The sequence below is a fragment of the Ruegeria sp. CG1 genome (assembly GCF_056537265.1).
The window spans coordinates 387254-401062 of the sequence record NZ_JBQFRF010000004.1; the positions used below are offsets into that span (position 1 = coordinate 387254).

At 59.3% G+C, this 13809-nt stretch carries 19 protein-coding genes; 4 read left to right on the forward strand and 15 right to left on the reverse strand.

The window, feature by feature from the left end; genetic code table 11:
• Nucleotides 1–79: 79 nt before the first annotated feature.
• Complete coding sequence (locus tag ACR0AU_RS14300; protein ID WP_170402416.1) at nt 80–889, reverse strand: division plane positioning ATPase MipZ; 810 nt, start codon at nt 887–889, stop codon at nt 80–82.
• 218 nt (nt 890–1107) lie between these two features.
• Here ACR0AU_RS14300 and ACR0AU_RS14305 point away from each other — a divergent pair, with 218 nt between their 5' ends.
• The 3 genes from ACR0AU_RS14305 (at nt 1108) to ACR0AU_RS14315 (ending at nt 4432) form a co-directional block, all read left to right on the forward strand.
• The gene (locus tag ACR0AU_RS14305) at nt 1108–1995 is read left to right on the forward strand and encodes an AEC family transporter (RefSeq protein ID WP_170402414.1); all 888 of its coding nucleotides are present in this window, start codon (nt 1108–1110) and stop codon (nt 1993–1995) included.
• A 118-nt stretch (nt 1996–2113) separates the two neighbouring features.
• On the forward strand, nt 2114–3703 hold the full coding sequence (locus tag ACR0AU_RS14310) for an MFS transporter (RefSeq protein ID WP_170733719.1): 1590 nt from the start codon (nt 2114–2116) through the stop codon (nt 3701–3703).
• Between the two features lie 51 nt (nt 3704–3754).
• Nucleotides 3755–4432 carry an SOS response-associated peptidase gene (locus ACR0AU_RS14315; protein ID WP_480795829.1) on the forward strand — a complete coding sequence of 226 codons (678 nt, stop codon included), beginning with the start codon at nt 3755–3757 and terminating at the stop codon, nt 4430–4432.
• A gap of 76 nt (nt 4433–4508) precedes the next feature.
• Here ACR0AU_RS14315 and rpmE read toward each other — a convergent pair whose 3' ends face one another.
• Nucleotides 4509–4730, reverse strand: a complete 222-nt coding sequence (gene rpmE, locus ACR0AU_RS14320; protein ID WP_170392669.1) for a 50S ribosomal protein L31 — start codon at nt 4728–4730, stop codon at nt 4509–4511.
• A gap of 11 nt (nt 4731–4741) precedes the next feature.
• Nucleotides 4742–5125 carry a 50S ribosomal protein L19 gene (gene rplS / locus ACR0AU_RS14325; RefSeq protein ID WP_170328369.1) on the reverse strand — a complete coding sequence of 128 codons (384 nt, stop codon included), beginning with the start codon at nt 5123–5125 and terminating at the stop codon, nt 4742–4744.
• A gap of 370 nt (nt 5126–5495) precedes the next feature.
• Here rplS and ACR0AU_RS14330 point away from each other — a divergent pair, with 370 nt between their 5' ends.
• Nucleotides 5496–6296: a glycoside hydrolase family 25 protein gene (locus ACR0AU_RS14330; RefSeq protein WP_170392668.1), complete on the forward strand. Its 801-nt coding sequence runs from the start codon at nt 5496–5498 to the stop codon at nt 6294–6296.
• A 2-nt stretch (nt 6297–6298) separates the two neighbouring features.
• On the opposite strand, the gene trmD is transcribed toward ACR0AU_RS14330, so the two are convergent.
• From trmD to ACR0AU_RS14390, 12 genes are all read right to left on the reverse strand, one after another.
• A complete protein-coding gene (gene trmD, locus ACR0AU_RS14335; protein WP_480795830.1) occupies nt 6299–7102 on the reverse strand; it encodes a tRNA (guanosine(37)-N1)-methyltransferase TrmD in 804 nt (267 codons plus the stop codon).
• Complete coding sequence (locus ACR0AU_RS14340; RefSeq protein ID WP_170425117.1) at nt 7099–7914, reverse strand: hypothetical protein; 816 nt, start codon at nt 7912–7914, stop codon at nt 7099–7101. Before ACR0AU_RS14340 ends, trmD begins: the two co-directional genes overlap by 4 nt.
• On the reverse strand, nt 7914–8417 hold the full coding sequence (rimM, locus tag ACR0AU_RS14345) for a ribosome maturation factor RimM (RefSeq protein ID WP_170392665.1): 504 nt from the start codon (nt 8415–8417) through the stop codon (nt 7914–7916). Before rimM ends, ACR0AU_RS14340 begins: the two co-directional genes overlap by 1 nt.
• Nucleotides 8410–8556 (reverse strand): hypothetical protein, encoded by a 147-nt coding sequence (locus ACR0AU_RS14350; protein WP_170392664.1) that lies wholly within the window; start codon nt 8554–8556, stop codon nt 8410–8412. Before ACR0AU_RS14350 ends, rimM begins: the two co-directional genes overlap by 8 nt.
• Nucleotides 8557–8558: 2 nt before the next feature.
• Nucleotides 8559–9194 (reverse strand): 5,6-dimethylbenzimidazole synthase, encoded by a 636-nt coding sequence (bluB, locus tag ACR0AU_RS14355; RefSeq protein ID WP_170392663.1) that lies wholly within the window; start codon nt 9192–9194, stop codon nt 8559–8561.
• A 12-nt stretch (nt 9195–9206) separates the two neighbouring features.
• A complete protein-coding gene (gene rpsP, locus ACR0AU_RS14360; protein WP_010437590.1) occupies nt 9207–9596 on the reverse strand; it encodes a 30S ribosomal protein S16 in 390 nt (129 codons plus the stop codon).
• Between the two features lie 42 nt (nt 9597–9638).
• The gene (locus tag ACR0AU_RS14365; protein WP_170392662.1) at nt 9639–9935 is read right to left on the reverse strand and encodes a chorismate mutase; all 297 of its coding nucleotides are present in this window, start codon (nt 9933–9935) and stop codon (nt 9639–9641) included.
• The gene (locus ACR0AU_RS14370; RefSeq protein WP_170733722.1) at nt 9932–10471 is read right to left on the reverse strand and encodes a GNAT family N-acetyltransferase; all 540 of its coding nucleotides are present in this window, start codon (nt 10469–10471) and stop codon (nt 9932–9934) included. Before ACR0AU_RS14370 ends, ACR0AU_RS14365 begins: the two co-directional genes overlap by 4 nt.
• The gene (locus tag ACR0AU_RS14375; protein ID WP_170392660.1) at nt 10468–11019 is read right to left on the reverse strand and encodes a GNAT family N-acetyltransferase; all 552 of its coding nucleotides are present in this window, start codon (nt 11017–11019) and stop codon (nt 10468–10470) included. Before ACR0AU_RS14375 ends, ACR0AU_RS14370 begins: the two co-directional genes overlap by 4 nt.
• Nucleotides 11016–11528 (reverse strand): GNAT family N-acetyltransferase, encoded by a 513-nt coding sequence (locus ACR0AU_RS14380; RefSeq protein ID WP_170776226.1) that lies wholly within the window; start codon nt 11526–11528, stop codon nt 11016–11018. The genes ACR0AU_RS14375 and ACR0AU_RS14380 overlap by 4 nt, the downstream gene beginning before the upstream one ends.
• A 41-nt stretch (nt 11529–11569) precedes the next feature.
• On the reverse strand, nt 11570–13078 hold the full coding sequence (gene ffh / locus ACR0AU_RS14385; RefSeq protein ID WP_170636254.1) for a signal recognition particle protein: 1509 nt from the start codon (nt 13076–13078) through the stop codon (nt 11570–11572).
• Between the two features lie 160 nt (nt 13079–13238).
• Entirely contained in the window at nt 13239–13757 is a 519-nt protein-coding gene (locus ACR0AU_RS14390; protein ID WP_170802233.1) for a hypothetical protein, read from the reverse strand.
• Nucleotides 13758–13809 lie beyond the last annotated feature (52 nt).

Genomic DNA, 13809 nt, shown 5'->3' on the forward strand with positions numbered 1-13809 from the left:
TAGAATGAAATCGATCCGGAAACTTTTAAATTTTCCGGGGTCTTGGGCGGATATGTTGGGTAATTCGAGCTGTGGTCGCTCAGAAATCGATCTCAACACCCGGCAAGCTCAGTTCCTTCATCATGTCGCGCAATTCCTGGCGTGCGGCGATGTTGGAGATATTGAGCTGCTTGACCCCGATATCCTTGAGGTCCAGCAAAGTCAGTCCGCGCGGGAACAACTCGCGGAAAATCACTCGCTCGGAAAAGCCCGAGGCGACGCGGAAGCCGATGCGCTGTGACAGCATTTCGATCGCGCGTTGCATCTTCTCCTTGTTGACCATGCGCTGGGTCCCGACCCGGTTGCGCACCACTACCCAATCGATGGGTTTCAGCCCGGCCTGTGCACGCAATTGGCGCGCGTTCCAGACCATCTCGGAATAGACCGAGGGGCCAAGGATTCTCTCACCTTTGGAATCGATCCGCGCCAGCAGGTCAAAATCGATGAAACTGTCGTTCAGCGGTGTAATCAGCGTATCGGCCAGCGAATGTGCAACCTGGCTGAGTCGAGTGTGCGAACCGGGGCAGTCGATCAGGATGAAATCGCTATCGCTTTCCAGTTCGGCCACGGCGGCCGAAAGGCGGTGGTCATAGATGTTTTCACCGGGTTGCAGAGCGCTGGCGTCAATCTCGGGCAGGTCGTGGTGGCGTGGGCTGGGCAGAGACAGGTCCGAGCCGTTCAGGAAGTTCAAGCGGTTCTCGAAATAACGACCCAGACTGCGCTGCCGCAGGTCAAGATCGAGTGTGCTGACCTTGTGCCCCAGCCGTGCCAATGCAGTGGCCACATGCATCGACACGGTTGATTTGCCTGCGCCGCCCTTTTCGTTCCCGACCACAATGATATGTGCCATGCCTGTATTCCCAAGTCCCGCCGTGTTTGCCTACACGTTGTTGGCAGCCACTATATGTTGTGTAGGCCGGGAAGGGAAGAACCTCGGGCCGTCTTGAGCGGTATTATCAAGCCTCAAATTGGAAAAGTGCTTGGTACTTGGGGGTTAGGGTAAATCCTTGCCAAACACACACCCCTGTTTCACTGTCCATCCTATGGATTTGTGATCGAGGGCAGCCATTGGATCATCTGTTTCTGAACGTTTTGAACGTGGTTCTGCCTGTCCTGATTTGCGCTGGAATCGGTTACGCTCTGGCTTTGATCAAGGCCCCCTATGACAACAAGGTCATTGGCGGGATCGTCTCGCGGGTCGGGTATCCGACGCTGATTATCTCGCACCTTTCAACCACCCAGATTGCGGTCGGCACCTTTCTTGATGTCATGATGGCCGCCGCTTTGGCGATTGCAGGTTTTGGGCTGTTGGGGCTTGTCGCGCTCAAACTGATGCGGCTGCCGGTGCGGGCATTTCTGACGCCACTGATGCATGGCAATGTCGGCAATATCGGCCTGCCCATTACCCTTTTGGCGCTGGGCGATGCGGGAATGGCCTATACGATGGCATTTGTGGTGGTTGTGCTGATCAGTATCTTCACGATCGGCATGTGGATTCCGGCCGGAGAGTTCTCACCCAAGAAACTGGCGACTTCGCCGATTATTTACGCGGTCGCACTGTCGCTGGTGTTGATGGCGACGGGCACCAGCCTGCCGCAACCGGTGGCCAAATCCTTTGATATTCTGGGCGGTCTTTCAATCCCGCTGATGTTGCTGACGCTGGGCCACACGCTGGCGACCCTGCGGATCAAAAGCCTTGGCCGAGCCGTTTTGCTGACAGCGCTGCACCTGCTGATGGCTGCGGTGATTGCCAGCGCGTTGGTCTGGAGCTTCGGCTTCACCGGGGCTGAGCGGGGCGCGGTGATCCTGTGCTGTTTGATGCCCTCCTCTGTCGCGACCTATTTGTTCATCGATCAGCATGTGCCGGAATACGGACCCGATGTGGCCGGGTTCATTCTGGTTTCGACTCTGTCCACGATCCTGGTGCTGCCATTGGCGCTGTCCTACTGGATCTAATAGGCGCTGCGCGCGCAGCGCGCTAAAAACAGTATCTATCAGCAAAAAACCGTTTAATAATAGGCACAACACGGTGCCCGAAGGGCCAGCGCGCTATTCCTGAACGGGGGACAGGCAGATGCCAAAAGACGTCACTGACGACATATCCGGCGCGGGAGGGGCACGTCTGGTTCTGGTGATGACCGCGCTGTGCATGATGGTTGTTGGCTTCAACACAACCGCCGTTGCGACGATCCTGCCAAATCTGAAGGCCGAGTTCGATCTGTCGCCTTCCAGCCTGCAATGGGTGATGGCGATCTATACGGTGGTTAGCGCGACCCTCGTTACCATCGTCAGCCGACTTGGCGATATCACCGGCAAGATGGGCGTCTTCTTTGCCGGAATGATCGTGTTCGGTCTTGGCTCGGCCCTTGTGTTGTTTTCACAGGATGCAGCCATGTTGCTGGCAGGCCGCGGGGCCCAAGGTGCCGGGGCGGCAGCGCTGTTTGGCACCTCGCTTTCGCTGCTAACTGCCGCCACGCCCGAGGAACAACGGGCCAGCGTCACCGGTGCCTGGGGCGCGATCGTCGGGCTGGCAATTGGTGTTGGTCCGATCGTTGGCGGCGCGTTTGCGCATTACCTCAGCTGGCGGGGCGTGTTTGCCACAGATCTGGCGCTGCTGATCGTGGCGTTTGCGGTCGGGTTGCGGGTCAGCAAGGAGCATTACGTCCCCGACACCCGTCTTGCAGGCGCAAAGTTCGATCTTGCGGGTGCAGTCGCACTGGTCCTGCTGCTTGGCCCGCTATCCTTCGCCCTCAGCAATGGGGAAAGCCACGGATGGGCCACAAGATCGACCCTGATCCCGCTTGCCGTGTCGGCTGTAGCGGTGATTGCACTGATCATCACCTCGCGCCGCAGCGCGGACCCTCTGATCGAGCTGCGCTACTTCCGCCACCCCCGTTATTTCATGGCGGCGGCAGGGATGTTCATTACCGGCTTCGCGCTGTTCAGCTTTTTCGTCTATTTCAACGTCTTCGTGCAATCGCCAGATGCGTTTGGCCTGTCCGCTGTTGGGGCGGGGGTGGCGATCCTGCCGTTGAGCCTCAGTATGTTCGTCGTGTCCGTGGTGGCTCCGCGTTTTCTTGCACCTTACAGTTTTCGATGGCCGGTGATCCTGGGCATGGGGTTCATGACCTGTGGGTTCATGCTGTTGACGACAACGACGAACACAACAGGCATGGGTGCGATTTGGTGGAAGCTGGTGATTATCGGGATCGGGCTTGGCATCGGTTTTTCGTTATTGCCGCGTCTCGGGCTGCGCTTGTTGCCGGAAGAACATATGGGGCAGGGCTCGGGCGTAGTGAATGCGTTCCTTTATTTTGGGGCCACGCTTGGTGCGGTTGTCGGCGGGTTGGCTGAAGCGATCACCACCCGGCGCGGCCTGACCGAAGTGATCAACGCCTTGCCCACCGGGTCCGAGCAACGGGCTGATCTGGCCCATGCGTTGACACATGGCACTGCAAGTCAGGTGCAACAGCTTATCGCTGGGCTTGATCCGACCACAGGCGAAACGCTGGCGCGTGCCCTGCGGGATTTGCAGGATGATGCATTTAACAGTGCCATGCTTGTCGCCGCTATCGCTGCGCTTTTGGGGATGATCCTGGCTGCCGTAATGCTGCGAGGCCCGGTGCCTCCACCGCACAGCGCGGTTGATCTGACAAGGGACTGATCGTCGGTGGGGCCACTTGTGACCGGCACTCAATCGGCCTAGGCTTTTGTCATGTGTGGAAAGTTTGCAGCCGGTCACCTGACGCAGCGGGAAATGCTGGCGATTACCGAGTATTTTCTCTACGGCAAGGTCTCGCCTGATCTGCCCGAGCAGCTGCCTTCGGGTGGGTACAATGTGTCTCCGACCAATCGGGTTGGCATGGTCCGTTGGGACGGCGATCAGGCCGAATTGGCTACTGCGCGCTGGCAAATCAAGGATCCGCGCAGCAAGAAGCCGATGATCAATTCGAAGATCGAAAATGTCAGCTTCTGGCAGCAATACTGGAACAAGGGGCGCTGTCTAATTCCGGCACTGGGATATTACGAGTGGCCCAAGGACCAGGGCCATGATTGCCCGGTCTACATCACGGTTCAGCGCAATGCCCCGGTGATGTTTTTTGCGGGGTTTTACAGGACTGATGACGGCAGCCATAGCTGTACGATCCTGACCCGGCCACCCAGCCCTCAGATCGCGCATATTCACAGCCGAATGCCGGTGATCCTGAGCCCGGATGAGATCGAAAACTGGCTATCGGGCGTCACAACTGCGCAAGAGGCGCAGCAGTCGTTGGGCACGCAGTACGAAGGCCGGTTCGAATATCACACCGTCAAACCCATCAAGCGCGGGGCCGAGGGTGAGGACATGATCGAGCCTTACACGCCCCCCGTCCAGACCGGGTTTGATTTCTGAGCCTGCAGTAATCACGGCAGGAGAACAAAAAAGGCCGCCCAAATGGACGGCCTTTCGCATTTCAACCAGGTCGGGATTAGAAGCCCAGACCTTCGTATTTCTTCTTGAACTTCGACACGCGGCCGCCTGCGTCCATCAGGCGCGACGAACCACCGGTCCATGCGGGGTGCACGGAAGGGTCGATTTCCAGAGCCAGCTGGTCGCCTTCGCTGCCCCAGGTGGATTTCATCTGAACCACGGAGCCATCGGTCATTTTGACGTTGATGACGTGATAATCGGGATGGATGTCTTTTTTCATCTTTCCGCTCCTTACGCCTCGGCGCCAGCCTTGGGCTTGTAGTTGGTGACTTCTGCGATACGCGCGGATTTACCACGGCGCGAGCGCAGGTAGTACAGTTTGGCGCGACGAACGCGGCCACGGCGGACAACGGTGATGCTGTCGATATTGGTCGAATGCAGCGGGAACACACGCTCCACGCCTTCGCCAAACGAAATCTTGCGAACGGTGAACGAACCGGCGATACCGCTGCCACCTTTGCGCGCAATGCAGACGCCTTCGTAGTTCTGCACACGGGTACGCGACCCTTCGGTCACTTTAAAGCCGACACGGATGGTGTCACCGGCTTTGAAATCGGGGATGTCTTTCCCCAGGGCGGCAATTTGCTCCGCCTCAAGCTGTGCGATCAGGTCCATCGCATTTACTCCTATATGCTCGTGGTTGGTCCACGAAGTTTGGGCACGGCCTGAGAGCTCTTGGTCTTCACCGGGTCCTGCGTACAGCCCGCCAGAGGTCAGATCGAATGTTCCTTTTGGTCCGGTCCGCCCTGTCGCGCCGGTGCCGAAGAAAGCTGGGCGTCACGTCAGGATGCAAACCAAAACGCCGGAGTCGCGTAACGCCACACCGGATTGCGCTGCTTTACGGGCTTTGCGGGCGGGGATCAAGCCTTATTCTTGGTGAAACAGGTGAGTTTTTGCCACCCGTCAAATCCGCCGTTGCCTTGTCCGCCAGATCAGGCATTCTGGGATCAATTATAAGAGCAGATATTTGATACAGGATCATAAGATGCGCAAAGCACTTCTGTTGGCCGTTATGGCGCTTGCACTTGTCTCATGTGGTCGCCGCGGCCCGCAACCTCAGGCGGTTGAGCCGCAGGCCTTCGCGGACACGACCCCGCCTTCGATCATCTACCCCGCCTTTGGTGACGCTGACCCGCACCCGTGGGAGGGACGTCATCCCGGCCATTACCCGGTGCATGGGCTGGATGTCTCGCGTTGGCAGGGGCCGATTGATTGGCGCACCGCGCAGAAGAACGGTGTCAGCTTTGCCTTCATCAAAGCCACCGAGGGCGGAGATTTTACCGACCCGATGTTCGACGAGCACCGACGCGGCGCACAAGCTGCCGGAGTGCCGTGGGGGGCCTATCACTATTATTATTTCTGCCGTCCGGCCCATGAACAGGCGCGTTGGTTCATCCAGAACGTGCCCAAAGGGGCCGACCTGCCGCATGTGCTGGATATGGAATGGACGCCCCATTCCAAAACCTGCACCCTGCGCCCTGATGGCCGAACCGTTCGGGCCGAGGCGCAGCGGTTCCTTGATATTCTCGAGCGCCACTATGGCCGACGCCCGATTGTCTACACGACGGTGGATTTCTACGGCGACACCGATATCGGACGACTTCCCAAAACCGAGTTCTGGCTGCGCTCGGTCGCGGGCCACCCGCGCAACGTTTATCCAGGCTCGGTCTGGCGGTTCTGGCAATACACCGGCACCGGGCTGGTGCCGGGGGTTCAGGGTAAGGTGGACATTAACACCTTCAACGGCACGCCGGAAACCTGGGCGTTGTGGAAGGCAACCCGTTAGTCTTAGCCCTTATCTTCTGATTTTCGATAGGCGTCCCACAGATCCGGCCGCCGTTCGCGGGTGATCTGTTCCGACATTTCATGACGCCAATCCGCAATGCGTCCATGGTGGCCTGACATCAGGATCTCGGGGATCGGGCGGCCTTTCCAGTCGGCGGGGCGGGTGTATTGCGGATGCTCCAATAAGCCAGAGGAAAAGCTCTCCTCCTCGGCTGAGGCCTGATTGCCCAGAACGCCCGGGATCAGCCGCACGGTGGCGTCGATCAGGGCCTGCGCGGCGATTTCACCCCCGGTCATGACAAAATCACCCAAGCTGATCTCTTGCACGCCGTAATGTTCCAGCACGCGCTCATCGACGCCTTCGAAACGACCACATAACAGGGTCATGCCATCGCAGCGAGCCAGGTTTTGCATCATTTTCTGATCCATCCGACGCCCACGCGGGCTGAGGTAGATCAACGGCCAGTTGCCCCGGATGCCCGCCATCGTATGCTCAATGGCCTCACCCAGCACATCGGCACGCAGGACCATGCCTGCACCGCCGCCCGCCGGGGTGTCATCCACATTGCGGTGCTTGCCGATCCCGAATTGGCGCAAATCCACAGTTTCCAACTGCCATAGCCCTTCTTGCAGGGCCTTGCCGGTCAGGCTTTCGCCCAGAACACCGGGAAAGGCAGATGGGAACAACGTGATGATCTTGGCCTTCCACACCCCGTGCAGATCGGGCGTCGGCGTCATCAACTCGCGCGGCTTCAACGTTGGACGGATGGCTTTGCGGCCAAGGGACTTTCCGGGTTTATCTGTCATCTCGAGCCGATCAGATCATTCTGGGTGCTTTGAACCAAAGCCGTCTTTTGATCGATCAGCGCAGCATCGTCCAGATCGGATCGGTTCATTTCCAGCATCTGCTGCAAGACATCCTCGGGCAGGCGTGGGTTTGATCGGGTCGGGCCTACCAATTCGGCGGCTTTGTCCGCAGGCAGGTCAAGGAATTCAGCAAAAGTGCTTCCAAGCCCATGTCGCTGGCCCTGCAGATCTTCCAGCCATTCGGTGCGGACCGAGACCGAGGGCAAACGGTCGCGCACAGCCGCAGCAGCAATCTGAGGCGACGGCACCGGTTCAAGCCGGGCGCGGAAAGTCTCAAAATCCTGAATTAGGCGCGAGCGTTGAAGATCATGTGCCCACAGGCTGCGCAGCCAGCTTCCGCGTTGGCGCAGCGAGTAGTAGATCGTGATATGCACCTCTTCCCCGGCAAACCGGTCGCGGATCAGGCCGACAAGGCACGAGGCGAGCTCGGGCGCGGCCTCATATCCCACCGCGACATTGCGGCTGGGGCGCAGGCCTGAGAAATTCTCTTCGCTCAGAACCAGCCCGCGCTTCTGGCCAAATTCCAGTGAATTCAGGAAGTGACGCATCTGATCCTTGAAATCGCTCATCGCGCCGGGGGTGCCGTAGACGGAATAGCGAGTGGCTGCTTCGGACAAGCCGGTTTTGCGGGTCCGATAGGGCAGGACCAACGCATGGTGCGGCCAGATCAGTGAGCGGTTTTCGAACAGAAAGGACTGTGCCGCCGTCGTCCCGGTCTTGTGCAGACCCAGATGCAGCAACACGCGGCGCATTACAGCAGGCCCTCGGGCGGATCAGCGATGATGCGGCCCTTGTCCAGATCAACGGTCGGAACGGATTCGAGTGTAAACGGCAGCAGCACGGTGGCCTTTAAGCCCGGCCCATGCAGTTCCAACAGATCCGCCGCACCGTGATTTTGCACCGATTTCACTCGGCCCAGCAGCGTGCCGCCGGTGTCATAAACCTCAAGCCCGATAAGGTCGGTGTGGTAAAACTCATCATCCGGCAGCGACGGCAATTGATCGCGCCGCGCATAAAGGCGCAGGCCATTCAGCGCATCCGCCGCTTCCTTCGTCTCAATGCCACCCAGCCGAGCGGCAAAGCCGTTCTTGATCGCGCGGGTCAGGACTACTGGATAGCGCTCTTTACCTTCTTCGTCTGTCAGCGGCGAGTAGCCCTCGATATCCTCGGGGACGGCACAGAAACTTTTCAGCCGCACCTCGCCGCGCACCCCATACGAGCCCGCGATGCTGCCTACGCAGATCAGATCACTCATTTCGACCATCCGTCACACATAGCCCGTCCCGCCATTGTCCGATCACCTCGCACGCCTCGCGCTGGTTCGAGCGTTCGAAGAATACGCCCACAATAAATGCGATCGCCAGCAGGATGGGAAGCCGTAACAAACCGAACATGACTAACGCACCTCGATCGGCAGAGAGGCGTCGCGGCATTCCCAGCCGACCTGCTCCAGCTCCGGCGTATCGGATTGGGCCTCGGGCCAGCCCAAGCAGAAATATCCGATCAACCGCCAGTCCTCGGGGACATCCAGATCGCGCACCATCTGGTCCGGGTCGAGGATCGAGACCCAGCCCAGGCCCAAGCCTTCTGCCCGCAAGGCGAGCCAGAAGAGCGTGATGGCTGAGACGACGGAATAACGCCGCATTTCGGGCATAGTGCCTGCGCCGAGACCTTGACCTTTGTCGGTGGCATCGTCGCAAAACACGGCCAGCTGCACCGGAGCTTCTTTCATCCCGGACAGTTTCAGCTGGCTGTACAGCTGCGCCTTTTCGCCGGAATACCCGCTCAGCGCCCGCTCGTTGGCCGCTTGGAAATTCTTCAGCGCCGCGTCGCGCGCGGCCTGACTTTCGATGCGGATCACGCGCCAGGGTTCGCTGAGCCCAACAGAAGGGGCCAGTCGAAACGCGTCGAGGCAGCGCGTAAGCACTGCCTCGTCAATTGCATCGGTGCGAAACCGGCGCACATCACGCCGGAGCCGCATCAACAGATCGAACTGCGTGCGAAAATCGTCGGAAAAGGCCTGATCCTGCACGCGCCCGACTGCTTATTCTTCTGCAGCAGCTTCTTCAGCCGGTGCAGCAGCCGCTTCGGCAGCTTCAGCAGCCTTGGCAGCTTTCTCTTCCGCGCGTTCCTGAGCTTTCTTGCCCGGAGTACCCTTGTTGGGGTTGTTGCGCTCGGCCTTGTCACGGGCGCCGGCAGCTTCCAGCATACGTGCGATCCGGTCGGTGGGCTGTGCGCCCTGATCCAGCCAGTACTGGATGCGCTCCATGTTCATTTTCACGCGCTCTTCGCTGTCTTTCGGCAGCAGCGGGTTGTAGGTGCCCAGTTTTTCGATGAAACGACCATCGCGCGGCATACGGCTGTCAGCCGCAACAATGCGATAGAAGGGACGCTTTTTCGAGCCGCCGCGGGCGAGACGAATTTTCATTGCCATGGTGGTATCTCCTTTGAATGGCGTATCCGGTGCTAGACCGGCTTAGTTCTGGTGTTTCTTGTGGTGTCGGATGACTTCCTGAATGATGAAATTCAGAAAAGCCTTGGCGAAATCGGGGTCCAGATCGGCCTCTTTCGCCAGGTCTTCTAACCGTGCGATCTGCGCAGCCTCGCGCGACGGATCGGACGGGGGAAGGTCGTGTGCGGCCTTGAGCTTGCCAACGGCCTGCGTGTGCTTGAACCGCTCGCCCAGCGTATAGACCAGGATCGCATCCAGCCGGTCGATGCTTTCGCGGTGATCCTTCAACAGCGCGGCAGCTTGTGTCACGGGGTTGTTCATTGGCCGGTCCTTTCGGTGGTCAATTCAATCTGCGGATGACGCCAGATCTGGGCGTGTTTGCCCAAAAGTTCGGCTCTCTCAATCTCCAGCGTTGCGCCCAGCCGTTCGGCCAGCGCGCGCGAGCGATCATTGGCATGGGCGATGTAAGAAATCACACCGTTCAGCCCCTGATGCTGCGCTGCATAGTCGCGTGCAGCCGCGGCGGCCTCAAAGCCCAGACCTTTGCCTTCGGCCTCGGCCATCAGCGTCCAGCCCAGCTCGGGCTCCGCCCAGCCGGGTACGTAGATCATGCCTGCCCATCCCACGAATGCGCCGCTGGTCTTTTCAGTCAAATGCCACAGACCATAACCGCGCAGCGCCCAATGACCCAATCTGTTCGAAAGAGAGCTCCAGCTTCCAAGCGCGTCCTTGGGACCACCAACCATATGGCTGCGCTCGGTCGCGTAGAACGCGGTCATCGCAGGAAGATCGTCCAGATGCGGCGCGCGAAGGATCAGGCGATCGGTTTCGACGGTGGGTATAGTGAACGAGGTCATGCGTATGCCTCCACGCCACCGTTTACCAGATCGGCAGGCGCAGAATGACGCCAGACCTGCATCGCCCCGAAAGCCGGGTGTTCGAACATATATTCGAACTGCGCGCCCAGCCGTTCCGCGACAGCCTTGCTGCCCAGATTATCCGGATCGATCAGCGAGATTGCGGTTTCCCAGCCCAGCACGTCATAGGCATGTGCACGTGCAGCCAGTGCCGCTTCGGTCGCATAACCCTTGCCGGTGGCGTGGTTCATCAGGGTCCAGCCAATTTCGGGCTCGGGCCAGCTATGCGGGTTCCACAATCCAACATGGCCTACATAGGTGCCCGTGTCTTTTTCCTCGACACCCCAGAAGCCATATCCCCGCATCGCCCAGTGGCCTAACAGCATCGCAACAGCGCGCCATGTCTCATCCGGGCGTTTCGGGCCGCCGACGAATTTCGAGGCGTCGCTGGCAAAAAACTCTGCCTCAGCCTCAAAATCGGCCTCGCAGGGGGCCCGCATGATCAGGCGTTCGGTTTCCAGCGTTGGTATGGCCATGGCAAGTGTCATGCCTGCACCTCGCCGTATCGCCAGACATGCTGTGTTGGACCAAAGGCGCTTTCGGCAACGGCGTCGCGCGTTGCACCCAGACGCTGTGCCAATGCGTTCGAACGAGCGTTGGACTGCGAAACGTAGCTTACGAACTGGCCGGATCCGAGCAGATCAAGCCCAAAATCGCGAACGGCGCTGCACGCTTCGGTCGCGTAACCTTGCATGCGGAACTTGCTATCAAACATATAGCCAAGCTCGGGCTCGTGATCGTCCCATTCGAGGCCCAGAATGACGAAGCCAATGACCTGATCATCGTCTTTAAACGTGACGGTGAACAAGCCGTGACCATGCAAAAGCCAGCCTGATGTGTAGTAGGAAAACTCAGTCCAGGCGTCTTGCTCGGTATCGCCAAAGCTGTCCTTGCAGATCGATGTCCACACCGGCAGGTCGTCCAGAGTGGGTGCACGCAGAACCAGCCGCCGGGTCTCAATGACCGGCAGGGCCGCGCGATACTGCGCTGCTGCCATCGCCGCCTTTCCGGACGGGGGCTGGGTGCAGCGTGCTGACGTCACTTTTTCTTTCCAAAACCGCTCAACCCCGGGGGCAGGCCCATGCCGCCACCCAGTCCGGGCAGACCGCCGGGCATCTTACCGCCCATCGCTTTGGCGGCTTGTTCCAGCGCCTTGGGGTCCATGCCGGCAGCCATCTCCTCGGGGCTGGGGCCACCTTTGCCGAACATGCCCTTCATGGCTTGTTTCAGCATCTTGCCTTTGCCCATCTTGCCCATCTTTTTCATCATGTCCGACATCTGCCGGTGCATTTTGAGCAGCTTGTTGAGGTCGCTGACCTCCATCCCAGAACCGGCGGCGATCCGTTTCTTACGGCTGGCTTGCAGCAACTGCGGGTTGGCGCGTTCGCGTTTGGTCATCGACTGGATCATGGCGATCTGCTGGCGCAGGATTTTATCGTCCAGACCGGCCTGATCCATCTGCTTGGCCATCTTGTTCATGCCCGGCATCATGCCCATCATGCCCTGCATGCCGCCCATCTGGATCATCTGCTCCAGCTGCATTTTCAGGTCGTTCATATTGAACTGACCTTTGACCATGCGCTTCATCATGCGCTCGGTCTGTTCCATCTCCATCGTTTCCTGGGCTTTTTCGACCAGAGCAACGATGTCGCCCATGCCCAGAATACGCCCCGCGATCCGGTCCGGCTCGAAGGTTTCGAGCGCGTCCATCTTCTCGCCCAGACCAACAAAGCGGATCGGCTTGCCGGTGACCGCGCGCATCGACAGCGCCGCACCGCCGCGCCCGTCACCGTCCATACGGGTCAGGACCACGCCCGAGATGCCGACCTTGGCATCAAACTCTTCGGCCACTTCAACAGCGACCTGACCGGTCAGGCCGTCGACCACCAGCAGCGTCTCACGCGGGTCGACCACGTTACGAACCTGCTCGACCTCGTCCATCAGGACTTCGTCGATATGCAGACGGCCCGCGGTGTCGAGCATGTAGACGTCATAGCCGCCCAGCGTTGCCTGTTGCTTGGCGCGCTTGGCGATATCAACCGGCGTCTGGCCGGGAACGATCGGCAGCGTATCTACACCAACCTGCGTGCCCAGGACCGCAAGCTGATCCATCGCCGCCGGGCGATAGACGTCCAGCGAGGCCATCAGGACCTTCTTGCCCTCTTTCTCTTTCAGGCGTTTCGCCAGCTTACCGGTGGTGGTTGTCTTACCGGAACCCTGCAGGCCGACCATCAGGATCGGGGCAGGCGGGTTGTCGATCTTCAGCGCGCCGGGGTCTTCTTCGCCACGCAGTGTATCAACCAACGCGTCGTGCACGATCTTTACGACCTGCTGGCCGGGCGTGATCGATTTGGTGACAGCTTGACCGGTCGCCTGTTCCTGTACTTTCTTGACGAACTCGCGCGCCACCGGCAGCGAGACGTCGGCCTCAAGCAGGGCAACGCGGACTTCGCGCAGGGCGGTTTTCACGTCTTCTTCAGACAGGGCACCCTGTTTGGTCAGCCGGTCAAAGACGCCGGAAAGGCGTTCGGATAGATTTTCAAACATGCCTTCGGCCTCCTTAGCCGGTTATCTGGTGGCGTGCCCTAGATAGGACGCGTCGGTTAAATGCACAAACGCCCCCACGGGCGAAACTCGCTGGTGGGGGGCGATCCCTGAACGACTCAAGGGACCGGAAGATCAAACGCTTCCGGATGTTGGCGGCGATTTAGGCCGATTGGCTGGCAGAGTCAACCTTGCGCGCCGGAAGCCAGTCATTGATCGCATCAACCAGCCGATGCGCGCCGCGCCCGCTGGAATAAGCCTCGACAATGGGATGCCGCCCGGCGCTCATGCCTTCATCCAGTATTAGGACAGGGCGATAGAGGGTCGATGTGCCATTGTCGCTACGCGAGGTCGTGCTTTCGGTTTCCGCGTGCGAGAGGTGCGAGAGCTCATGTTCCACCGCATCATATCCAAAGACTGACTGTCTGCGGATCAGGATGCTGTTTTTATTGCGATCCAGTATGACCTGCACGCGGCGGACAAAGGCGCAAAATGCACCAAAACCCATGCCTCCGCCGAATAGTGCGAAGAAAATGCCGAACAAGATACCCTCGCCACCTTCACTGGCCAAGAAGACGCCCGCGCCTACAAATGCCAGAATGAAGAAAACCAGCGTGATGCCGATGAACCATGGCGTATTGGACAGGATCAGTTGGCTCGGAGTGTTACGCGTGACTTTCATGGCGGCACGCTAGCACCGAATGCCGCGCCTGTCGTGGCTTGAATTTACCTGT